Source organism: Stenotrophomonas sp. YJH_SMC_57 (assembly GCF_059369755.1).
On sequence record NZ_JCAFSZ010000001.1, the window covers coordinates 353,643 to 374,584 of the forward strand.

Here is a 20,942-nt window from a genome sequence, read left to right on the forward strand (position 1 = left end):
AAGCGCGTGGCTATCAGGCGTTGGCCAATGCCTGCTCCAGGTCGGCGCGCAGGTCGCCGATGTGCTCGATGCCGATCGACAGCCGCACGGTGTCTTCGCTGACCCCGGCCTTGGCCAGTTCGGCCGCGTCCAGCTGGCGATGGGTGGTCGAGGCGGGATGGGTGGCCAGTGACTTCGCATCGCCCAGGTTGACCAGACGCGTGAACAGTTTCAGCGCATCGAGGAAGCGCGCGCCGGCTTCGCGGCCGCCCGGCAGGCCGAAGGTCAGCACGCCCGAGCCGTGTCCGCGCAGATAGCGCTGTGCGGCAGCATGCTCGGGGTCGTCGGCCAACCCGGCGTAGCGTACCCAGGCCACCTTGGCGTGCGATTTCAGGAACTGCGCCACAGCCAGCGCATTGGCATTGATGCGCTCCATGCGCAGGGCCAGGGTCTCGATACCCTGCAGGATCAGGAACGCATTGAACGGCGACAACGCCGCGCCGGTGTTGCGCAGCGGCACCACCCGCGCGCGGCCGATGTAGGCGGCCGGCCCCAGCGCTTCGGTGTAGACCACACCGTGGTAGCTCGGGTCGGGCTGGTTGAGGCGGGCGAAGCGCTGGGGCTGCGCCGCCCAGTCGAAGCGACCGGAATCGACGATCGCGCCGCCGAGGCTGTTGCCATGGCCGCCCAGGTACTTGGTCAGCGAGTGCACCACGATGTCGGCACCGTGCTCGAACGGGCGCAGCAGGAACGGCGTGGCCACGGTGTTGTCGACGATCAACGGCACGCCTGCCGCGTGAGCGACTTCGGCGATCGCGGCGATATCGGTGACGTTGCCCCGCGGGTTGCCGATCGACTCGACGAACACCGCCTTGGTGCGCTCGTCGATCAGACCGGCGAACGCTGCAGGATCGGCCGGATCAGCGAAGCGCGCCTGGATGCCGTACTGCGGCAGCGTGTGCGCCAGCAGGTTGAGGCTGCCACCGTACAGCGCGCTGGACGCAACAATGTTGTCACCGGCCTCGGCGATGGTCTGGATCGCGTAGGTGATCGCGGCCTGCCCCGAGGCCAGTGCCAATGCGCCGATACCGCCTTCCAGCGCGGCCAGGCGTTGCTCCAGCACGTCGGTGGTGGGGTTCATGATGCGCGTGTAGATGTTGCCCGGCACCTTCAGGTCGAACAGGTCGGCACCGTGCTGGGTGTCATCGAAGGCATAGGCCACGGTCTGGTAGATCGGCACCGCTACCGCGCGGGTGGTCGGGTCGGGACGGTAGCCGCCGTGCACGGCCAGGGTTTCCAGTTGCCACTGCGGGTCGCTCATTGCACCAGGCTCCATCCGGGGAAACCGCCAACATAGGCCAAGCGCGGCCACCTGCTGAAAGCCGCTGGCGATGACGCCCATACCGCCGGTTATCAGGTTGGCCGCGATTCAGGCAGCCGTCATGGCCCGTTGCTAGGCTTCGCCGCCGGGCGATCCTGCCCGGGCATGGAGGCCCAATACGCATGCAGCCCTCTCCCTGGACACCCGCCGCCAGCGGCGCGCCGACCCCGGTCCTGCTGGTGGAAGACGATCGCCGCCTGGCCGAGCTGGTCAGCGACTATCTGCGCGAACATGGCTTTGCCGTGCAGCACGTTGCCCGCGGCGACCTGGCCGGCGCGGCGTGCCGCCAGCATGCACCGGAACTGGTGGTGCTGGACCTGATGCTGCCGGGCCTGGGCGGCATCGATGTGTGCCGGCAGATCCGCAGCTTTTCCGATGTGCCGATCCTGATGCTGACCGCCTGCGAGGACGATATCGAGCAGGTACTGGGGCTGGAATCGGGCGCCGACGACTACGTGCACAAGCCGGTTGAACCACGCCTGCTGCTGGCCCGCCTGCGCGCCCTGCTGCGCCGCCGTCATGGCAGCAGCACTTCCGGTACGCCGTGCCGGTTGATGCATGGTGAACTGTTGATCGACCGCATGCAGCGCGAAGTACACCTGCATGGTCAGCCGGTGGAACTGGGCACAACCGAATTCGAGATTCTGTGGCTGCTGGCCAGCCGGCCGGGGCAGATCCTGTCGCGCGACCAGATCCTGCAGGCGGTGCGCGGCATCGGCTTCGATGGGCTGGACCGCAGCGTCGATGTCAGCATCGGCAAGCTGCGCCGCAAGCTTGGCGACGACGCACGCGAACCCCGGCGGCTCAAGACCGTGTGGGGCCGCGGCTACCAGTTCAATCCCTCGGCCTGGTCAGCATGAAGCGCCTGTTCCTGTGGTTGTGGTTCGTCACCAGTGCCTGTTTCCTGGTGTCGGTGTTCGTCCTCAACCACATCCTGGACGGCATCTACCTGCCGGTACAGGATCGTGTGTTCGCCGAGCAGGTGCGCGGGCAGGTGTATGCCCTGCGCACTGGGCTGGCCGGCCTGGACGCTGCACAGCAGCGCGCGCGCGTGCAAGAGTGGCAACCCCACTATGGCATCGCGCTGACCCTGCTGGAGACGCCTCCCGTGCTCGACGCGCAGGAGCAGGCCCATCTGCAGGCACAGGGCTTCATCGTCCGCGATCATTACCAGCAGATCCTGTTGCCCATCGAAGCTGCCAGCGGCCGCTGGCTGCACCTGCGCCTGCCCGGCGAGGTGCTGATGACCACCTACATGTCCATCGCCGCCTACCTCAGCATCCTGCTGCTGGTCGGGGCCTGCCTGTATGCCTGGGTCCGCCTGCTGTGGCGCGACCTGGAAGCGCTGCGCCTGCATGCCGACCGCATCGGCGCCGGCGACCTGCAGGCGCGGGCGCAGGTGTCGCCGCGCTCACAGATCCGGGTCATCGTCGACCATTCCAACCGCATGGCCGCGCGCGTGGCCGAGCTGGTGCAGCGCCAGCGTGACCTGACCCACGCGATCTCGCATGAACTGCGCACGCCGATTGCACGCGTGGCGTTCGGGCTGGACCTGATGCAGGACAGCGACGATCGCGCACGTCGCGCAAATCTGGCGCAGGGGCTGCACGGCGACCTGGCCGAACTCAACCGGCTGGTGAGCGAACTGCTGGCCTATGAACGCCTGGAGCACCCCAGTGCAGGAGAGCCGCTGCAGCGCATCGAGGCCAACGACTGGCTGCAGGCCTGCCTGGCCGATGCGCGCCGCGACGCCGAACGTGCGGGCCTGGTACTGCAGGTGCAGCCCAGCGCGCTGCCGCGGGTGGATGCCGAACCGCGCCTGCTGCAGTTGGCACTAAGCAACCTCGTGGGCAACGCGCTGCGCCACGCGCGTTCGCAGGTGGAGGTGTCGCTGGTAGGCGTTGGCGGCCGCGCCTGCCTGCGCGTGGATGACGACGGCCCCGGTATCGCCGAGGCCGACCGCGAAAAAGTGATGCGCCCGTTCACCCGGCTGGATGACAGTCGCAGCCGCGATACCGGTGGTTTCGGCCTGGGCCTGGCCATCGTCAACCGCATCGCGGCGCGTCACGGTGGCGAACTGCGCATCAGCCGCGCCACGCTGGGCGGCGCTCGCCTGGAAATGCACTGGCCGCTGGCTGCCAGCTGAACGCCAACAGGCGTGATTACAGTTGCTTACAACTCCCGCACAACTGCGGACGGATCAGTCGACGGCCAATCGCCACGCTGTCGACCCTGCAGCGCGCGCCGGATGCGCGCGCTGCATCCCTCCCATTGTCGAGAGTGCCCATGTCCCAGCGTCACCGTACCCCGTCCCTGCTCTGCGTGGCCCTGCTGCCGCTGTTCGCTGCCCCGATTGCCCATGCCAAGGATGACCACTGGACCTTCGAAGTCGCCGCCGGTGCCGGCGTGACCCCGCGCTACAGCGGCAGCAAGGACTTCCAGGCCTCGCCCATGCTGTCCTTCGACGCCCGGTCACCCGGCGGCTGGTTTCTGGGCACCAGTGGCATCGGCTGGGGCACGGCCATTGGCGAGCATACCCACGTGCGCGCCTACATCGGCGCCAGCGGCAGCCGCCGTGACAAGGACTCCGCTCTCGGCGGTTCCGACTTCCTGCGCGGCATGGGTGATATCCGTACCCGTCCCCTGGTCGGCCTTTCGGCGGGTTATACGCTGGGAGAAGCCGTGCTGAGCGGCACCTGGCAATTCACGCGCAAGGACGAAGACCGCGGCGACAACGGCCTGGCCACCCAGCAGATGCACCTGAGCCTGGCCCTTCCGCTGTTCGACCTGGCCGGTGGCGTGGTCAGCGGCAGCGTCTCCACCGAGTATGGCAACCGCGGCTACATGCAGACCTGGTACGGCGTCAGCCCGGAGCAGGCCGCGCGGACCGGCTTTGCCCAGCACACGCCGAAGGCCGGCCTGGTGAGCGCCGGCCTCGGCCTGAAATGGAGCCATCGCGTGGGCCGCAATGGCAACTGGTACATCTCGGCCGAAGGCACGCGCCTGCTCGGCGACGCCGCCGACAGCCCGATCGTGCAGAAGCCGAACCAGTTCGGCCTGATGAGCGGGTACACGCACCGCTTCTAAGGGCGGGCCGGGCCCGGCCCGGCGTTGCTCACGGGAAACGGGGCGCTGCGCTCAGGCAGCGCCCCGATGGACTCACGCCTTGGCGAACACCAGGTGGCCGCCGTCGTTGCCGACTTCAATGGTGTCACCGTTGACGAAGGCGCCGGACAGGATCTTCTGCGCCAGCGGATTTTCCAGCTGTGCCTGGATCGCGCGCTTCAGCGGACGCGCGCCATACACCGGATCGAAGCCGACGTTGCCCAGCAGGTCGAACGCAGCATCGGACACCTCCAGCTTCAAGCCGCGCTCGGCCAGGCGCTTTTCCAGGCCACGCATCTGGATGCGCGCGATCTGCTTGATCTGCTGCTTGTCCAGCGGGTGGAACACCACGATGTCGTCCAGGCGGTTGATGAACTCCGGGCGGAAGTGCGCCTGCACCACGCCCATCACCGCCGCCTTCATCTGCGTGTAGGCCTCCGGGCTGTCATCAGCGCTCATGTCCTGGATCTGGTGCGAGCCCAGGTTCGAGGTCATCACGATGACGGTGTTGCGGAAGTCCACGGTGCGGCCCTGGCCATCGGTCAGGCGGCCATCGTCCAGCACCTGCAGCAGGATGTTGAACACATCCGGATGCGCCTTCTCCACTTCGTCCAGCAGGATCAGCGAATACGGACGGCGGCGCACCGCCTCGGTCAGGTAACCACCCTCTTCGTAACCCACGTAGCCCGGAGGGGCACCGATCAGGCGGGCGACGCTGTGCTTCTCCATGAACTCGCTCATGTCGATGCGGATCATCGCGTCGGCACTGTCGAACAGGAATTCGGCCAGCGACTTGCACAGCTCGGTCTTGCCCACGCCGGTCGGGCCGAGGAACAGGAACGAGCCGGCCGGCCGGTTCGGATCGGACAGGCCGGCACGCGAACGGCGCACCGCATCGGAGACGACCTTGATCGCTTCCTCCTGGCCGACCACGCGGTTGTGCAGCACCTCTTCCATGCGCAGCAGCTTGTCGCGCTCGCCTTCGAGCATCTTGTTGACCGGAATGCCGGTCCAGCGCGACACGACCTCGGCGATCTCCTCGTCGGTGACCCGGTCCTGCACCAGCTTGAAGTCCTTGTGCTCGGCTTCCTGGGCAGCGGCCAGCTGCTTTTCCAGCTGCGGCAGCAGGCCGTACTGGATCTCGCTCATCCTGGCGAAATCCTGGCGGCGCTGCGCCGATTCCAGCTCCAGCTTGGCCTGCTCGACCTGCTCCTTGATCTTGGTTGCACCCTGCAGCGCGGCCTTCTCCGACTTCCAGATTTCATTGAGATCGGAGAACTCGCGCTCCAGCGCCTCGATGTCGTTTTCCAGATCGGCCAGGCGCTGCCGCGAAGCCTCGTCCTTTTCCTTCTTCAGCATCTCGCGCTGGATCTTCAGCTGGATCACACGACGTTCCAGGCGATCCAGTTCCTCCGGCTTGGAGTCGATTTCCATGCGCAGGCGCGACGCCGCCTCGTCCATCAGATCGATGGCCTTGTCTGGCAGCTGGCGATCGGTGATGTAGCGGTTGGACAGCGTGGCGGCGGCCACGATGGCCGGATCGGTGATTTCCACGCCGTGGTGAACGGCGTACTTCTCCTTCAGCCCGCGCAGGATGGCGATGGTGTCTTCCACCGACGGCTCGCCCACGAACACCTTCTGGAAGCGGCGCTCCAGCGCGGCGTCCTTTTCAATGTACTTGCGGTACTCATCCAGCGTAGTGGCACCTACGCAGTGCAGCTCGCCGCGTGCGAGCGCAGGCTTCAGCATGTTGCCGGCATCCATCGCGCCGTCGGCCTTGCCGGCGCCGACCATGGTGTGCAGCTCGTCGATGAACAGGATGATCTGCCCTTCGCTCTTGGCCAGGTCGTTGAGCACACCCTTCAGGCGCTCCTCGAATTCACCGCGGAACTTGGCACCGGCGATCAACGCGCCCATGTCCAGCGACAGCACGCGCTTGCCGCGCAGGCCCTCGGGCACTTCGTCGTTGATGATGCGCTGGGCCAGGCCCTCGACGATGGCGGTCTTGCCCACGCCGGGTTCGCCGATCAGCACCGGGTTGTTCTTGGTCCGGCGCTGCAGCACCTGGATGGTGCGGCGTATCTCCTCGTCGCGACCGATCACTGGATCGAGCTTGCCGCTCTCGGCACGCGCGGTCAGGTCGATGGTGTACTTCTCCAGCGCCTGCCGCTGCTCTTCGGCATTCTCCGACTGCACGTTCTCGCCGCCACGCAGCTTGTCGATGGCGGTCTGCAGGCGCGCCTTGTCGGCACCGGCGGCGCGCAGCGCCATGCCCAGCGTGCCGCTGTCTTCCAGCGCGGCCAGCACGAACCACTCGCTGGCGATGAAGGCATCGCCGTGCTGCTGGGCCAGCTTGTCGGTCTGGTTCAGCAGCCGCCCCAGGTCGTTGCCCATCGAGACGTTGCCAGCCTGGCCGGACACCTTGGGCAGTGCATCCAGCGCCTCGGTCAGGCGCTCGCGCAGCACCGGCACGTTCACGCCGGCCTGGGCCAGCAGCGGGCGCGTGCTGCCGCCCTGCTGGTCCAGCAGCGCACTGAACAGGTGAACCGGTTCGATGATGCTGTTGTCGCGGCCCACGGCCAGCGACTGTGCGTCTGCCAGCGCCTGCTGGAAACGCGAGGTGAGCTTGTCCATCCGCATTGCAGAACCTCATCGGTGATCAGGGCCGGCCACTGCCGGCGATGCTGGAAAGATGCGGTTGCCCCACCCGGTTTCAAGGGTGACTGCGACTGCATCCGGAGGCCAGTCAGCCCGCGGCCAGCATGCCGCACCGCATGTTGCCGCCGCGTTGATCCTGCGCAAGCCAGTGCGCGCGTAGCACTGGAATCGGCGCATCACGGATGCCATACTTGCGAATCATTCTCATTTCGATCAGCGCCGCGCGTCTCCTTCATGCCTCCCCACCACGAACAACTGGGCGTGCTGTACCGCGATCACCGGGCCTGGCTGCAGGGTTGGCTGAGCAGTCGCGTAGGCAATCGTGATGTGGCCGATGACCTCACCCAGGACACCTTCGCGCGACTGCTGCAGGGCCGCGACCTGGCCGCGCTGCGCGAGCCGCGTGCCTTCCTGACCACCATTGCGCGCGGGCTGGCCGCCAACTGGTTCCGGCGCCAGGTACTGGAGCGCGCCTACCTGGAGTACCTGGCGCAGTTTCCAGAGCCGGTGCTGCCCTCGCTGGAGGAACAGGCGCTGGTGCGTGAGGCCCTGCAACAGATCGACGCGATGCTCGACGGTCTGCCCGCGATGGCACGCCGGGTGTTCATGCTGGCGCAGTTCGATGGGCTGCGCTATGAGGCCATCAGCGAACAGCTGGGGCTGTCACTGTCGACGGTGAAGCGGCACATGAAGCGGGCGCTGATGGACTGCCTGGCGCATGCCGGCTGAGACCGCCGCCGCACCGGCCCTTCCGCCGCGCGTATTGGAACAGGCCGCCGACTGGCTGATGCGCCTGCACGAGGACGACAGCGCGGCGCAGCGCGCGCAATGGCAACGCTGGCACGATGCCGATCCGGCACACGCCCACGCCTGGCAGCGCGCGGAACGTCTGTTGGCGCTGACCGCTCAGGTGCCTACAGCGCTGGCCCAGCGCACCCTGCAGCCGCCCGCGTCGGCTGGGCGCCGCGCCGTACTGCGCAGCGTCGCCGCTCTGCTGGTGGCGCCACTCGGTGGATGGCTGGCCTGGCGGTTGTTGGACGACGCAGCGTGGGATGCCAGTGCGCGCACGGCCGTGGGCGAGCGCGCCCAGCAGGTGCTGGACGATGGCAGTGTGCTGCACCTGGATACCAGCACTGCGGTCGACATCGCATTCGATGCACATGCGCGCCTTCTGCGGCTGCGGCATGGGCAGATGCTGGTGGAGACAGCCGCTGATCCCCAATGCCCGGCAAGGCCGTTCCGGGTTACGACCCCCTACGGCACGCTGCAGGCACTTGGCACCCGTTTCAGCGTGCGCCTGTTCGGGAACGACGCCCTGCTGGTGGTTCAGCGCGGCGCGGTGCGGATCTCCACGCCGGGTCAACAGCGCCAGGTCGACGCCGGGCAGCAGGTGCGCTGGAACCTGACCCGGCTGCCACGGCCCATGCCTGCGCCACCCGGCGCTGACGCGTGGGTCCGGGGCATGCTGGTCGCCGATGCAATGCCGCTGCAGCAGGTCTTGCAGGAGCTGGGGCGCTACCAGCACCGCTGGATGCGCGTGGATCCGCGCATCGCCGGCCTGCCGGTGTCCGGCGCATTCCCGCTGGACGACCTGCAACGCAGCCTGTCGATGCTTGCCGCCACCCATGCGCTTCGGATCGAGCAGGGGCTGTGGATCCACGTGTCGGCTGCGGGACATCGCGGCTGACACTTTTCCGAGCGTCGCGTGGCAGAGGGTATGAACCCCTCACTTTCCTCCCCATGACCGTGAACCTGCCCCGGCTTCGACTGAGCCTCCTCGCCACCGCGCTCGCCGCCACACCCGCGCTGGCTCAATCACCGCCCGATGAATCCCTGCACGTCCAGCGCAGCACCGTCTCGCTGGGCAGTGCACTGGGCGCGTTCGCCGCCGAGCATGGCGTGGCCCTGTCCTTCGACCCCGCGCTGACCCGTGGCCGCCAGGCTCCATCGATTGCCACAGGGCTGGACGTGGACGCAGGGTTCGACGCACTGCTGCACGGCAGCGGGCTGCGCGTGGTGCGCCGCGCCGATGGCAGCTACACCTTGCAGCGCGCGCAGCTCTCGGCAGGCGCACGACGCACCAGTACCCTGCATGTGCCGGGGCGGGACACTGGTTCGACCTTCGGAGGCAGCCTGCAGCTGGACCGCAGCTACGTCGCGGCGCAGGCCGCCGGCAACGGTGACATCACCCGGCTGCTGCGCATCCATCCCGCCGTGCAGTTCGACAATGCCGACCAGGGCAGCTTCAGCCCCGGCGAAATCCGCCCTGCGGAAATCAGCATCAATGGTGCGAAGTTCTATCAGAACGCGTTCATCGTCGATGGCATGAACTTCAACAACGACATCGACCCGGGTGCGGACCCGGAGGTATACCGGCTGTTCTCCGTTCCAGGCGGCTCGCAGGCGCTGGCGCTGGACAGCAGCCTGCTGGAAGACGTCACCGTGCATGACAGCAACGTTTCGGCCGCCTATGGTGGATTCAACGGCGGCGTGGTCGAAGCGAGCACCCGGCGACCATCACGCACCTTCAGCGGCCGCCTGTCCACCCAGTCCTCGCGATCTTCGTGGACACGCTACCACCTGGACTCCACCGTCGCAGACAGCTACCAGAAGGCGTCCGGCGCGAATGACGGGCAGCCGGAATTCAAGAAGACCACCACGCGCGCCGATCTGGAAGGCTATCTGACCGACCGCATCGGCGTCCTGGCCAGTTTCACCCGCAAGCGCTCGACCATTCCCACCTACAACCTGCAGTCGCACCTGGTCGACGACGCGCATCCGGAGAAGCAGATCCAGCGGCGCAGCATCGACAATCTGTTCGTCAAGGCGGTCTGGGAAGCGAGCGACACGCTCGACATCGAGGCAAGCTTTACCCGTGCGCCGGAGGAATCCCACTACTTCCGCTCCAACGTCCCCGGTGCCGGCATCGACATCATTGGCGGTGGCCGCCAGGCGATGCTCAAGGCGACGTGGTCGCCGCAATGGGGCACTCTGACCCAGCAGGTGGGCTGGAGTTCAACCGAGCAGTCCCGCCATCCGCAGTCTGCGGACTACATGAGCTGGCACTGGGCCGAGGGCAAGGACTGGGGAACTTCAGGCAGCTCGCTGGAAGGTGAATTCGGCGACATAGACCAGGCACAGAAGACGCTCCAGTACCGTGCCGATCTGATACTGGCACCGCAGCGCTGGCTGGGCATGGAGCATCGTTTCGCGGCAGGCGTCCAGTACCAGCACCAGGAAGTCGACTACGAGCGCCTGGACGACACCTACATCTATGTCTCGCCGGCGCGCACCACCAGCTGTACCAACAAGGCCGGCATCACCGACACGCAGACCTGCTGGATGGGCCTGACCCGCACCGGCCGCGCCAACACCAGCAACTGGCCCGGACAGTTCTTCACCAGCCGCACCTATTACACGCGCGGCCGGCTGGACTTCCAGATCGACAGCTGGAGCGCCTACGCCGAAGACAGCATCCGCGCGGGGCGCCTGTCATTGCGTCCCGGCCTGCGCATCGACCATGACAGCTACATGCAGCACACCACGGTCGCACCGCGCCTGGCGATGTCACTGGATCTCGACACCGCCGGCGACACCCAGCTGATCGCGGGCGCCAACCGCTACTACGGCCGCAACGCGGCCACGTGGCGGCTGCGCGATGGCCTTGATCGGCTGCAATACAGGAACCAGCGCCGCCCCACCCTCGACAGCGAGTGGACCGCAGGTACGCAGTCCGCCAACGGGCTGCATTTCGATCGCCTGAGAATCGCCTACGACGATGAGCTGATGCTGGGCGTCAAGCAGCAATGGAAGGGCTGGGAGTTCCTCGGCAAGGTCGTCAACCGCAAGGGGCGTGACCAGGTCGTGCGTTCCAGCAGCCGGGTACAGGACGAACGCGCGGATGACCCCTCGCTGGCCACCCACTACGAAACCTGGAGCAACGACGGCCGCAGCGAGACACAGATCATCAGCCTTACCGTGCGCCCCCTGCACCGCCTGCAGTTCGGCGGAACCAGCACCACGGGCCTGCTGGCGCTGGACTGGACCGACAGCCGATCTTCTGCGCCCGACTACGAGGACGACTTCAGCACCGCGTACTACGAGAATCCGATCATCCGCTACGACGGCAGCTACATCCGCTACCGCGATCGTCCGGCAGACAACTTCAACCGCCCATGGACCGCGCGACTGGCCAGCACCACGCATATCCCGGCAGCTCGGCTGACCTGGGGCAATACGCTGCGCTACCGGGCCGGGTATCGCGCGATCCGGGACACCGGACTGAAGGATGTCCATGACGGCCAGAGCGTCGCGGTCTGGGAAAGACGGCGGTTTGCCCCTTCGTTGATCTGGGACATGCGCATCGGCTGGGAGCAGCCGTTGTCGACGATGGGCACGGTGTTCGCCAACGTGGATGTGTTCAACGTGCTGGATCGGCGCGCGGTGAATGGCGTATCCAGCAGCGTCAGCCGCGCGCCGTACTACGAGATGGGACGTTCGTTCTGGCTCGAAGTGGGCTACCGGTTCTGAGGCCCGCGCGCCGCCGCAGGCTTGGCTGGATTGCAGTGCTGGTCAGCGCCGTGCTGGCCAGCGCTGCACAGCCACGTCCTTCCCAGCCGGTCTGCGCGCCTGCTCCGGGCAAGGCGGAACGCTGGGATGGCGCCTGCCTGCGTGCGCTCTACAGCAGCCCCAGTACGCGCTGGCCCGCGCCGGAGGTCGAACCCGGCGTGGCGTGGAAGGAACTGGCCCCACTGCCGTCGCCCGTCGATCCACCGGACAATCCTTCCACGCCAGCCAAGGTGGCACTGGGGCGGCGGCTGTTCTTCGATCCGGTTCTTTCGAAGTCGCGGCAGCTGGCCTGCGCCAGCTGCCACGATCCGGACCTGGGCTGGGCCGATGGTCGCCGCGTGTCCTTCGGTCATGATCGCCAGCCCGGCCGCCGCAATGCACCCAGCGTGGCCACCAGCGCACAGGTGGCACCGCTGTTCTGGGATGGACGCGCGGCCACGCTGGAAGCGCAGGCGCTGCATCCCATCGCCGATCCCATCGAGATGGGGTTCACCACGCAGGGCGCCGTGCGTCGCCTGCGCCGCGATGCATCCTATCGTGCTGACTTCGCCGCGGTGTTCGCGCTGCCGCGCATCGATGCCGCCCAGCTCGGCCAGGCTATCGCCGCCTTCGAGCGCAGCCTGTCGCCGCGCAACAGCCGCTTTGATCGCTTCCTGCGCGGCGATGTACGTGCACTGGACGACACCCAGCTGCGCGGCCTGCATCTGTTCCGCACGCAGGCCGGTTGCATGAACTGCCACAGCGGGGCGGCGCTGACCGACAACGGCTTCCACAATCTGGGCCTACATTTCCGCGGGCGTTCGCGGCAGGATCTGGGGCGTTATGAGGTCACCGGTGATCCCGCCGACAGCGGCCGTTTCCGTACACCGTCGCTGCGAGGCGTTGCCGCCACAGCGCCCTACATGCACAACGGCATGATCCCGAAATTGTCGGGCGTGCTGGCGTTCTACAACGTGGGCGGCGCGCGCCCGCGCGCCCCGGCCGCGCTGCCGGCTGATGCGGCGCCGTTCCCAGAGCCGGATCCACTGCTGCGGCCGCGCGGGCTGGGCCGCCAGGATCTGCAGGACATCGAGGCGTTCCTGCAGAGCCTGTAGCCGCGGATCAGCCGCCCGCAGGCGGCGTGGGAGCCGGCTTCGGCGGCAACAGCGGTGGCGCCACCGCAACGGCCACCGGGCAGCCATAGGTGCCTTCAACATCCATGTACAGGCTGTAGCGCTGGGTCGCGGCAAAGCCCACGCGCCAGTCCGGGTTGAACAGCGGGTTTGGCCCGGGCGACAGCCCCAGGTCCATCGGCAGGTTCAGCACTTCCTCCCCGATCATGACCGGCGTGGTCGCTTCCACGAACTGGATGTCTTCGCTGCCTTCGGTGGTGATCACGTTCTTGCGCCGGATCGCCGACGCAGGTGGCGTGGTCGGCAACGTTCCGCGGGCCTGGAAGGCGCCGTTGAAGCCGGTATCCACCTTGACCAGCACGTTCTGCTTGCCAGCGCGGATCGGATAGCGGACGTCGTACGCATCCGCCCATAGCGAGGACAGCGTGGCCATCCGCCGCGTGCACGGCACCGGGCTGGCCGTGGCCTGGATCACCAGCGCATCCTTGTTGACCCGCACCCGGCCCAGCGCGCGCAGTACGTCCAGGCCGATGCGTGGCAGGTCGTCCTGGCCCAGTACCGCAAAGGACACATCGCGCACGGCGACACCACCGATGTCCAACTCGACCGGTGCCGCCAGCGCATACAACTTGCCAGGGCTGCCATCGACCGCCATGAAGCCCTCGGTCAGCGTCAAGCCCAGCTCGGTCGCCAGCGCTCGGCCGATGCGTGAGTGTGCGGCGCCGCTGTCCAGATGCACGCGCAGCTCGCGTTCACCGGCTGCGGTGCGCAGCTTCAGGCTGAGCGTCGGCAGTTCGTTGTCCAACTGCAAGGGGACACTGATGTCGCTGGCTGGCGGCTGCGCTGCCATGGCATTACGCGGCCATGCGGTAAACCGCTCGAAATGCGGCTCGCTGATGCCAGCAAGATGGATGTCGCGCAGCTTGGGGCTCAGCATCGGCCGGATGTCGCGCTCCATCAGCGTGCGAACCTGGAGCATCTGCGCCGCCCAACCCGCGATATCGCCCTGCAGGAGCAGATTGCCGGCCAGGGTGGCCGAACACAGGTACTCGACCCCCTTCACACTGTCGGCCGCCTCGCTGGCCACGGCCTTCAGGCACTCCTGGGCCGCCTGGCTGGAGCGGTCCAGCTCGCCGCGCACGCGGTAGAAACCCGCCTGGCCCAGCTTGCCCTTCACACCGGGTGACTTGCCCAGCGTCTGCAGCCGGGACAGTTCGGCAAGGCGCACGCTGCGGGTGTAGCCGTAGGGATCGCCCAGTTCGCCATCGCGCGTCTCGACGGCCGCAGCCGAGGCCACTGTCGTGGCGAACAACGCACTCACGCCCAACCACATTCGATGCATCAAGGTCACTCCTGTCTACCTGATCCAGACCCTATCACGCTGGCGATGACACCTGCCCCTGCAGTCTTCAGCCTTCAGCCGCGAGCGATCGCGCTGCGGATCGCCTGCAGCTGCTGCTTGACCGCCCGCGCCTGCGCCGCGTCCATGCGTAGCAGCGCCTTCTGGCCGATCGACCTCGACTGCAACGTGGGATCGACAAAGCGGTAGCGGCCGCGTTCATCGCGTTCCACCTGCGGCGACTGCACCAGTTCCGGCGTGTCCAGCAGATGGTCGATAACCGCGACCAGGCGATCGTTGAAATAGCCTTCGGGCCGGCCCAGGTCGACATAGGCCTGCTGGATCAGCGGATAGAAGCGCCTGTACGCAGCCGCCGTCGCCGCGGGGTCCAGCGCAGTGAACGCCTGCACGTAGGGCGCATAGCGCGCCGCATTGGCCGCGGCAATCCGCTCGCCACCTTCAACGGGTTCCACCTGCAGGCTGCCCGGCAGTGGGCGCGCGGCCAGTGCGGTCGGCGGCACGCTGGGCTTGTCCAGGTTGTCGACCTGGGTCACCAGGCGCTGGATCAGATGATCGCGCAGCAGCAGGGTCAACGGCCCCTCGCCCTGGAACAGCTGGCTCAGCGCGCCCCAGGCGGCGGAATCGCTGTCAGCCAGCTTCGGCAGCGCCGGGTCGGCGGCGGCCCCGGTATCGAGCGGATGCTTGATCGGCGGGGTTGCTGGCGCGGGCGCTGTGGTTGCCTTCGGTTGTGGCGGTGCACCGCTGCTGGCGGGAGGTGACTGCACCGGCACCGACACACCGTCTGCCAGGCCCTTCAGCTGATCGCGGAACAACCAGCCCCCCGCGCCACCGATCACCACCACGCCCAGCACCCAGGGCCATACCGCCTTTCCACTCTGCATGATGCAGTCCCTCGTTGTTCACCTGCATGGACAAGGTGTGACCGGATTGATTGCGGTGGGTTCCCCGTCTGTTCCGCTGCCGTTGGGGTTGGGGCCTGCGCATGCGCCACGCTCACGCCTGCTTTGCACACCTTGCGCGAGGCTGTGGGTCTTGTCGTGCGGAGACGCTGCCATGCAGTACGCGCTGTACTACTGGACCGGCATCCAGGGCCGGGGTGAATTCGTGCGACTGGCGCTGGAAGATGCCGCCGCCGATTACATCGACATGGCGCGGGTGCATGGCGATGCGGTGATGCAGCCGTTCCTCGATGGAAACAGCGAGGGAGCACTGCCCTTCGCACCACCGTTCCTGAAGGCGGGCCGGCAGGTGATCGCGCAGGTGGCGGCAATCCTGGATTTTCTCGGTCCGACCCTGGACCTGGTACCGCAGGCCGCGTCGCGGCGGATGCAGGCGCTGCAGTTGCAACTGACCATCGCCGACCTGGTGGCCGAGGTGCATGACACCCACCATCCAATCGCCGCGTCGAAATACTACGAAGAGCAGAAGACCGAGGCCAAGGCGCGTGCGGCTTCACTACGTGGCGAACGACTGCCGAAGTTCCTCGGCCATTTCGAACAGGTACTGGCCGCCAACGGCGGCCGCCATGCCCTGCGCGAGCATTCCTATGTGGATCTGTCGCTGTTCCAGCTGCTGAGTGGGCTGGACTACATGTTCCCGCGGCGAATGCAGGCGTTGGCGCCCAACCTGCCCCTGCTGCGTGCGCTGCAGGAGCGTGTGGCGAAGCGGCCGAACATCGCCGCCTACCTGGCTTCGGAACGGCGGCTGGCGTTCAACACCAACGGCATCTTCCGGCACTACCGTGGGGTCAGCTTTTCCCATCCAGCGGCTTCACCGCCTGCTTCTGCAACGACAACAGCCCCAGCAGCAGCGCCAGCGCCACATAGGCGCCCGCGAACTGCCAGCTGATGATGCGCGCCAGCCCGTCCAGGTCCCATGGCAGGTAGATGCCACCGCGCGGGTCCACCGAGTGGATCAGGCCGAACAGGGTCAACAGCGCCGCCACCAGCAGGAAACCGCAGGCGCGACGCAGGCGACCATCGACCATCGCCGCCACTGCCGAGATCCACAGCATCGAGGTGATGATGAAGCCGTTGCCGAGGGTGAAGATCACCGCCAGTTCCGGCAGGCCGTGGCCGTCCAGCTTGGTCAGCAACTGCGGCAGCTGGTCCGGCGCGATCCAGCCCGGCGCCTTGATCGCCAGCAGGTACGCCACCGACGGCAGGAAACCGAACACCATCGCACCGGCGTGGTGGCGTGGCGTGGCCTGGAACGCCTGGGTGGTGATATCGATCGCCACGTACACGATGATCGGTGCCAGCACCGCCAGCGGCAGCCACTGCACCAGCCCGGAGATGATGCCGAGCATGCCGCCGATGCCGACGAACAGGCCGGTCAGCAGCGTATAGCCGCTGCGTGCGCCCATGTGCTTGTAGGCCGGCTGGCCGATGTACGGCGTGGTCTGCGCAACGCCGCCGCAGACACCGGCCACCAGCGTGGCCACCGCTTCCACCAGCAGGATGTCGCGGGTGCGGTAGTCATCACCGGCCGCGCGTGCGCTTTCGGACACGTTGATGCCGCCGACCACCATCAGCAGGCCGAACGGCAGCAGCAGCGGCAGGTAGGTCATCGCGGTGGGCAGGCCCTCGAGGAAACCCAGCGTCGGCAGCGGCAGCACCACCTGCGGCGGCACCCACGCCGGCACATGGAAGCCCGGCGCGCCCAGCCCGGCCAGGCCCAGGCCGTAATACAGCACGGTGCCGAACACGAAGGCCAGCAGCACGCCCGGGCCACGCACCGGCAGCTTGCCCTTGGCAATCAGCACGTACAGCAGCAGGCCCAGCGTGGTGAAGCCGACCAGCGGCGAGCGCAGCGTTTCCAGCAGCGGCAGCAGGCCCATCAGCACCAGCGCGATGCCGGCGATGGATCCCAGCAGCGCAGCACGTGGCAGTGCGCGGGTGACCGCTTCGCCGAAGAACGACAACACGAACTTCAGCACGCCCATGATGACCAGCGCGGCCATGCCCAGCTGCCAGGTGGCGATGCCGGCGGCATGCGGGTCCAGGCCCTGCTGCTTGAAGGCGATGAAGGCCGGGCCGAGCACCAGCAGGGCCATGCCGATGCTGGTCGGCGCATCCAGGCCCAACGGCATGGCGGTGACATCGTCGCGGCCGGTACGCGCGGCCAGCCGCCGCGCCATCAGGGTGTACAGCAGGTTGCCGACCAGCACGCCGAAGGCGGTGCCGGGGAACATGCGGCCGAACACCACGTCGGCGGGGAACTGGAAGATCCCGACCAGGGCCATGGCGATGAAGCCGAGGATGGAGAGGTTGTCGACGACCAGGCCGAAGAAGCCGTTGAAGTCGCCGGCGACGAACCAGCGACGCGGTGCGGCGGAAGCGGGAGCGGACATGGAAGGGGCGGTGGGGGTGGGGACCGCCGATGGTAGGCCCAGCGGGGCCTGCGCGCCAATTCCACAGTGGAATGATGGGTTCCAGGCATCGGTGGGCCTCTGGTGGCGGCGGCCTGCCGATGGGGTCAGATCCGTTTTCCGCAGGAAAATGGATCTGACCCCGGCGTTGCCGGCCAGCGGCCGGCACTACCGTGGGAGCAGGCGGCTCACTTCTTCAGGAAGTTGTCCACCAGCAGATGCTTCACATCGTCGAAGCGGCCGTTCAACACCGCCTTGGCCGCATACAGTGCGGTACCTGCCACCTGCTTCGCCTCGATCTGCGGCGGCATCACCAGCTCCGCGCGGCTGGTATGCACATCCAGCAGCGCCGGGCCGCGCTGGGACAGGAAGTCCTGCACCGCATCCTCCAGATCCTCGCTGCGGGTGACGGTGCGGCCATGGAAGCCGATCACCTCGGCCAGGCGGCCGAAATCCGGATTTTTCAGGTCGGTGTAGTTGTCCAGCAGGCCCTCCACCTTCTGCTCCAGCTCGACGAAGTTCAGCGAGCCGTTGTTGAACACCACCACCTTGATCGGCAGGTTTTCCTGCACCGCTGTCAGCAGGTCGCCGAGCAGCATCGCCAGGCCGCCGTCGCCGGACAACGAGATCACCTGCCGTCCCGGGAACGCCTTCTGCAGGCCAAGCGCCTGTGGCATCGCGTTGGCCATCGTGCCGTGCAACAGGCTGGTCAGCGTACGGCGGCGGCCGTTGACGCGGATATGCCGCAGCACCCACACCATCGGTGAGCCACCGTCGGCGGTGAACAGCGCATCGTCCGTCGCGTATTTCGACAACAACGCCGTCAGGTGCTGTGGATGGATCAGCTCGCCCTCGCCCGGCTGCTCTTCCTGTTCGCGCTTCTTCAGCGCCTTGTCGCGGCGCTCGATGCATTCGTCCAGGAAACTGCTGTCCTCGCGCGGCGGCAGCATCGGCAACAAGGCGTCCAGCGTCGGCGCGATGTCACCGACCACGCCCAGGTTCACCGGATGGCGGCGGCCCAGATGGCTGCCGTCGCGGTCGACCTGGATGATCGTGGCCTTGTCCGGATAGAACTGGCCCCACGCGAAATCAGCGCCGAGCAGCAGCAACGTGTCGCACTCCATCAGCGTGTGGAAGCCCGATTCGATGCCGAAAATACCGGTCATGCCCATGTTGTAGGGGTTGTCAGGCTCGACGAAGTCCTTGGCGCGCGAGGTATGCGCGACCGGCGCCTGCAGGCGCCGCGCCAGTTCCAGCAGCTGCGGGTGTGCGCCCTGGCAGCCGGCACCGGCGTAGATGCCAATGCGCCTGCCCTGCCCCAGCAGCTCGGCGATGCGCTGCAGTTCAGCGTCGGACGGACGCAGCACCGGTTGGGTGTAGTGCACCGAGAACGGCACATCGTGCTTCACTTCGGCCTCGCTGATGTCGGCCGGCAGGATCACCACCGCCACGCCGCGGCGGCTGATCGCGGCCTGGCAGGCCAGCGCCACCACGCGCCGTGCCTGCGCAGGGCTGTGCACCTGTTCGCAGAACACCGTGCAGCTGCCATAGACCGCCTTGAAATCCACTTCCTGCGGGAACTCCATGCCGAGCTCGCTGGTGACGATCTGGCTGGCGATCAGCACCATCGGCGCGCGATTGCGGTTGCTTTCGAAGATGCCGTTGATGAAATGCAGGCCACCGGGGCCGCAGGAACCCGCGCAGGCGGTCAGTTCGCCACTCACCAGCGAATCGGCACCGGCAGCGAATGCGGCCACTTCCTCATGCCGCACGTGCACCCAGGCGATGTCACTGCCATGCATCGCATCGGTCACATGGTTGAGCGTATCGCCCACGATGCCATAACAGCGGCGGACGCCTGCCTGCTGCAGGGTGTCCACCACGATTTCGGCCACGCGCTTGCTCATCGGATACATCCTCGAACGGGGGAACGTCCGAGGCTAGACCCGGGGAAGTGATGCCTCCGTGGGCAAATCGCGCATCACCTCGATGTGCAAACTGCGGACGGATGTCCGGTCAATCGTTGACGTTGATCCAGCCCAGCACCGCGCCGTGTTTGGGATTCTGGTAGCGCAGCTTCATCCAGCAGTCCTGTTCATCCAGCATTTCCACACGGTCGCCCTGCACCAGGTAACGCGGGGTGCTGGATGCGCCGGGCTTGTCGAACAGGAACAGGCGCGCGGGCACCACCGTCGCCTGCTGACCACGCAGCGGCCCGCCGGGCGGTGCGCCCAGGCCATCGGCGATGGCGGTCTCCAGCACCTTTCCAGCGGGGTCATAGGTCCGCCAGACCGCCAGCGGGCCCTGCTCGTCGCTCTGCTCCCAACGCAGCGCGGCGTTCAGCGTGTCGCCCAGCATCAGTACGCTCTCGGCGCGGTACAGATAGAGCTTCGAACCTGCAAACCGATACTGGTCGGCGTACCACATCGGGCCGCTGCGGCAGCTGCTGGTGAGGGTGCGGCTCGCACGATCGACCGTCAGCCCCATCAGGTCACCGCAGCTGTCCTTGCCGTGGGTTTCAGCCTGCAACGCACGGAACCCGCCACTGGCAGGATCAAAGCGGTACACCGCCACCGCTTCATTGACCATGCCCACCGATGCGCGTGCGACCAGTTCCGGGTAACCATCGAAGTCGACATCCTCCAGACCCCACCGCGAATTGCCGTCCGCATCCGCTGCGCCGGCCAGCGTCTGGCGCTTGCCCGACGGCGAAAGCTGCACCGCGATGCTGCCATCCTGCTGCGGATCGGCGTGCGCCTGCACGTGGGCGGCCACCTGGAACCGCAGCGTTTCGCTGCCGTCCCCGCCCGCCTGCGCGGCCGGGGCCAGCACGCCTGCCAGCACCACGCCCAGCACCCACTCCCTGCAATCCATCATCGCTCCCTGCGGCACCGCGGCGGCACCTTCAACTCAGAACGATACCTCGACCGGCTGCCGCGACCACAGCACCGACTGATGCTTGGTCTGCTGCTTCCAGGCCAGGCGGATCGCCTCGATGTCGGCCCGGCGCTGCGGGGTGTCCTCGTGCAGCACCACCAGCACCTTGGTGCGCAGGCGGTTGGGCGAGGCATCGCCGCGGAACAGCCACTGGCCGTAGGCATCGAACACGGTCAGGCCATCGGGGAAGCGTGGAGTGACTTCCTTGTCCAGGAAAGTGCGCCACTGCGCCTCGCTGATGGTGTCGGCCTGCGGACGGCTGCCTGCGCCCTGCTCTTCGCCAACGCCGAAATACAGCTCGCTGCGCACCCAGCCGTGGCCGTCGGACGGGCGCGCCGCATCGCCCTTCAGTTCGGCGGTGGTGGCCGTGGCATACGCACTGGGCGCCTGCGAGGACAGGCTGGCGCAGCCGCTGGTGGCCAGCAGCACGGCAAAGACGAGGCCAAGGTGTTTCATCGGTACAGCTCCGGA

15 protein-coding genes and 1 pseudogene are annotated in these 20,942 nt (G+C 67.2%); 8 read left to right on the top strand and 8 right to left on the bottom strand.

Annotated features, from left to right (window positions below; all coding sequences use genetic code 11):
• Positions 1-13: 13 nt before the first annotated feature.
• Positions 14-1,300: an O-acetylhomoserine aminocarboxypropyltransferase/cysteine synthase family protein gene (locus AC5P7U_RS01535; RefSeq protein ID WP_312561400.1), complete on the bottom strand. Its 1,287-nt coding sequence runs from the start codon at positions 1,298-1,300 to the stop codon at positions 14-16.
• A 182-nt stretch (positions 1,301-1,482) separates the two neighbouring features.
• Between AC5P7U_RS01535 and AC5P7U_RS01540 the strand changes: the two genes are divergently transcribed.
• The 3 genes from AC5P7U_RS01540 to AC5P7U_RS01550 all read left to right on the top strand — a co-directional run bounded on the left by AC5P7U_RS01540 (position 1,483) and on the right by AC5P7U_RS01550 (position 4,447).
• A complete protein-coding gene (locus AC5P7U_RS01540) occupies positions 1,483-2,220 on the top strand; it encodes a winged helix-turn-helix domain-containing protein (RefSeq protein ID WP_414555492.1) in 738 nt (245 codons plus the stop codon).
• Complete coding sequence (locus tag AC5P7U_RS01545) at positions 2,217-3,506, top strand: ATP-binding protein (RefSeq protein ID WP_414555494.1); 1,290 nt, start codon at positions 2,217-2,219, stop codon at positions 3,504-3,506. The genes AC5P7U_RS01540 and AC5P7U_RS01545 overlap by 4 nt, the downstream gene beginning before the upstream one ends.
• Before the next feature lie 140 nt (positions 3,507-3,646).
• Entirely contained in the window at positions 3,647-4,447 is an 801-nt protein-coding gene (locus AC5P7U_RS01550) for a MipA/OmpV family protein (RefSeq protein ID WP_197564828.1), read from the top strand.
• Between the two features lie 72 nt (positions 4,448-4,519).
• Here AC5P7U_RS01550 and clpB read toward each other — a convergent pair whose 3' ends face one another.
• Entirely contained in the window at positions 4,520-7,105 is a 2,586-nt protein-coding gene (gene clpB / locus AC5P7U_RS01555; RefSeq protein WP_197564827.1) for an ATP-dependent chaperone ClpB, read from the bottom strand.
• A 252-nt stretch (positions 7,106-7,357) separates the two neighbouring features.
• Here clpB and AC5P7U_RS01560 point away from each other — a divergent pair, with 252 nt between their 5' ends.
• From AC5P7U_RS01560 to AC5P7U_RS01575, 4 genes are read left to right on the top strand one after another with little or no spacing between them, the layout of a single operon-like run.
• Positions 7,358-7,852, top strand: a complete 495-nt coding sequence (locus AC5P7U_RS01560) for a sigma-70 family RNA polymerase sigma factor (RefSeq protein WP_414555497.1) — start codon at positions 7,358-7,360, stop codon at positions 7,850-7,852.
• Complete coding sequence (locus tag AC5P7U_RS01565; RefSeq protein WP_414555499.1) at positions 7,842-8,810, top strand: FecR domain-containing protein; 969 nt, start codon at positions 7,842-7,844, stop codon at positions 8,808-8,810. The genes AC5P7U_RS01560 and AC5P7U_RS01565 overlap by 11 nt, the downstream gene beginning before the upstream one ends.
• Positions 8,811-8,863: 53 nt before the next feature.
• Positions 8,864-11,653, top strand: a complete 2,790-nt coding sequence (locus AC5P7U_RS01570; protein ID WP_414555501.1) for a secretin and TonB N-terminal domain-containing protein — start codon at positions 8,864-8,866, stop codon at positions 11,651-11,653.
• 35 nt (positions 11,654-11,688) lie between these two features.
• A complete protein-coding gene (locus AC5P7U_RS01575) occupies positions 11,689-12,786 on the top strand; it encodes a cytochrome-c peroxidase (protein ID WP_414555503.1) in 1,098 nt (365 codons plus the stop codon).
• Between the two features lie 7 nt (positions 12,787-12,793).
• On the opposite strand, the gene AC5P7U_RS01580 is transcribed toward AC5P7U_RS01575, so the two are convergent.
• Together AC5P7U_RS01580 and AC5P7U_RS01585 are read right to left on the bottom strand one after the other, a co-directional pair.
• The gene (locus AC5P7U_RS01580) at positions 12,794-14,146 is read right to left on the bottom strand and encodes an aspartyl protease family protein (protein WP_239684222.1); all 1,353 of its coding nucleotides are present in this window, start codon (positions 14,144-14,146) and stop codon (positions 12,794-12,796) included.
• A 74-nt stretch (positions 14,147-14,220) separates the two neighbouring features.
• Positions 14,221-15,045, bottom strand: a complete 825-nt coding sequence (locus tag AC5P7U_RS01585; RefSeq protein WP_414555505.1) for a DUF3014 domain-containing protein — start codon at positions 15,043-15,045, stop codon at positions 14,221-14,223.
• Between the two features lie 172 nt (positions 15,046-15,217).
• Between AC5P7U_RS01585 and AC5P7U_RS01590 the strand changes: the two are divergent.
• Positions 15,218-15,904 (top strand): annotated as a pseudogene (locus tag AC5P7U_RS01590) (glutathione S-transferase); the annotation flags it as partial.
• 7 nt (positions 15,905-15,911) lie between these two features.
• Here the strand turns inward: AC5P7U_RS01590 and AC5P7U_RS01595 are convergent.
• The 4 genes from AC5P7U_RS01595 to AC5P7U_RS01610 form a co-directional block, all read right to left on the bottom strand.
• Entirely contained in the window at positions 15,912-17,516 is a 1,605-nt protein-coding gene (locus AC5P7U_RS01595; protein WP_312561385.1) for a SulP family inorganic anion transporter, read from the bottom strand.
• Between the two features lie 206 nt (positions 17,517-17,722).
• Positions 17,723-19,441: a thiamine pyrophosphate-dependent enzyme gene (locus AC5P7U_RS01600; protein ID WP_414555085.1), complete on the bottom strand. Its 1,719-nt coding sequence runs from the start codon at positions 19,439-19,441 to the stop codon at positions 17,723-17,725.
• Positions 19,442-19,550: 109 nt separating this feature from the next.
• Positions 19,551-20,408, bottom strand: coding sequence for an XAC2610-related protein (locus AC5P7U_RS01605; protein ID WP_004154456.1), 858 nt, complete (start codon positions 20,406-20,408; stop codon positions 19,551-19,553).
• Positions 20,409-20,444: 36 nt separating this feature from the next.
• A complete protein-coding gene (locus tag AC5P7U_RS01610; protein ID WP_414555086.1) occupies positions 20,445-20,927 on the bottom strand; it encodes a DUF3574 domain-containing protein in 483 nt (160 codons plus the stop codon).
• Positions 20,928-20,942: the final 15 nt, after the last annotated feature.

Excerpts from the sequence above, each read along its gene's own strand:
- AC5P7U_RS01535 (WP_312561400.1), bottom strand. The coding sequence starts at position 1,300 with ATGAGCGACCCGCAGTGGCAACTGGAAACCCTGGCCGTGCACGGCGGC.
- AC5P7U_RS01540 (WP_414555492.1), top strand. The coding sequence starts at position 1,483 with ATGCAGCCCTCTCCCTGGACACCCGCCGCCAGCGGCGCGCCGACCCCG.
- AC5P7U_RS01545 (WP_414555494.1), top strand. The coding sequence starts at position 2,217 with ATGAAGCGCCTGTTCCTGTGGTTGTGGTTCGTCACCAGTGCCTGTTTC.
- AC5P7U_RS01550 (WP_197564828.1), top strand. The coding sequence starts at position 3,647 with ATGTCCCAGCGTCACCGTACCCCGTCCCTGCTCTGCGTGGCCCTGCTG.
- clpB (WP_197564827.1), bottom strand. The coding sequence starts at position 7,105 with ATGCGGATGGACAAGCTCACCTCGCGTTTCCAGCAGGCGCTGGCAGAC.
- AC5P7U_RS01560 (WP_414555497.1), top strand. The coding sequence starts at position 7,358 with ATGCCTCCCCACCACGAACAACTGGGCGTGCTGTACCGCGATCACCGG.
- AC5P7U_RS01565 (WP_414555499.1), top strand. The coding sequence starts at position 7,842 with ATGCCGGCTGAGACCGCCGCCGCACCGGCCCTTCCGCCGCGCGTATTG.
- AC5P7U_RS01570 (WP_414555501.1), top strand. The coding sequence starts at position 8,864 with ATGACCGTGAACCTGCCCCGGCTTCGACTGAGCCTCCTCGCCACCGCG.
- AC5P7U_RS01580 (WP_239684222.1), bottom strand. The coding sequence starts at position 14,146 with ATGCATCGAATGTGGTTGGGCGTGAGTGCGTTGTTCGCCACGACAGTG.
- AC5P7U_RS01585 (WP_414555505.1), bottom strand. The coding sequence starts at position 15,045 with ATGCAGAGTGGAAAGGCGGTATGGCCCTGGGTGCTGGGCGTGGTGGTG.
- AC5P7U_RS01595 (WP_312561385.1), bottom strand. The coding sequence starts at position 17,516 with ATGTCCGCTCCCGCTTCCGCCGCACCGCGTCGCTGGTTCGTCGCCGGC.
- AC5P7U_RS01600 (WP_414555085.1), bottom strand. The coding sequence starts at position 19,441 with ATGAGCAAGCGCGTGGCCGAAATCGTGGTGGACACCCTGCAGCAGGCA.
- AC5P7U_RS01605 (WP_004154456.1), bottom strand. The coding sequence starts at position 20,408 with ATGGATTGCAGGGAGTGGGTGCTGGGCGTGGTGCTGGCAGGCGTGCTG.
- AC5P7U_RS01610 (WP_414555086.1), bottom strand. The coding sequence starts at position 20,927 with ATGAAACACCTTGGCCTCGTCTTTGCCGTGCTGCTGGCCACCAGCGGC.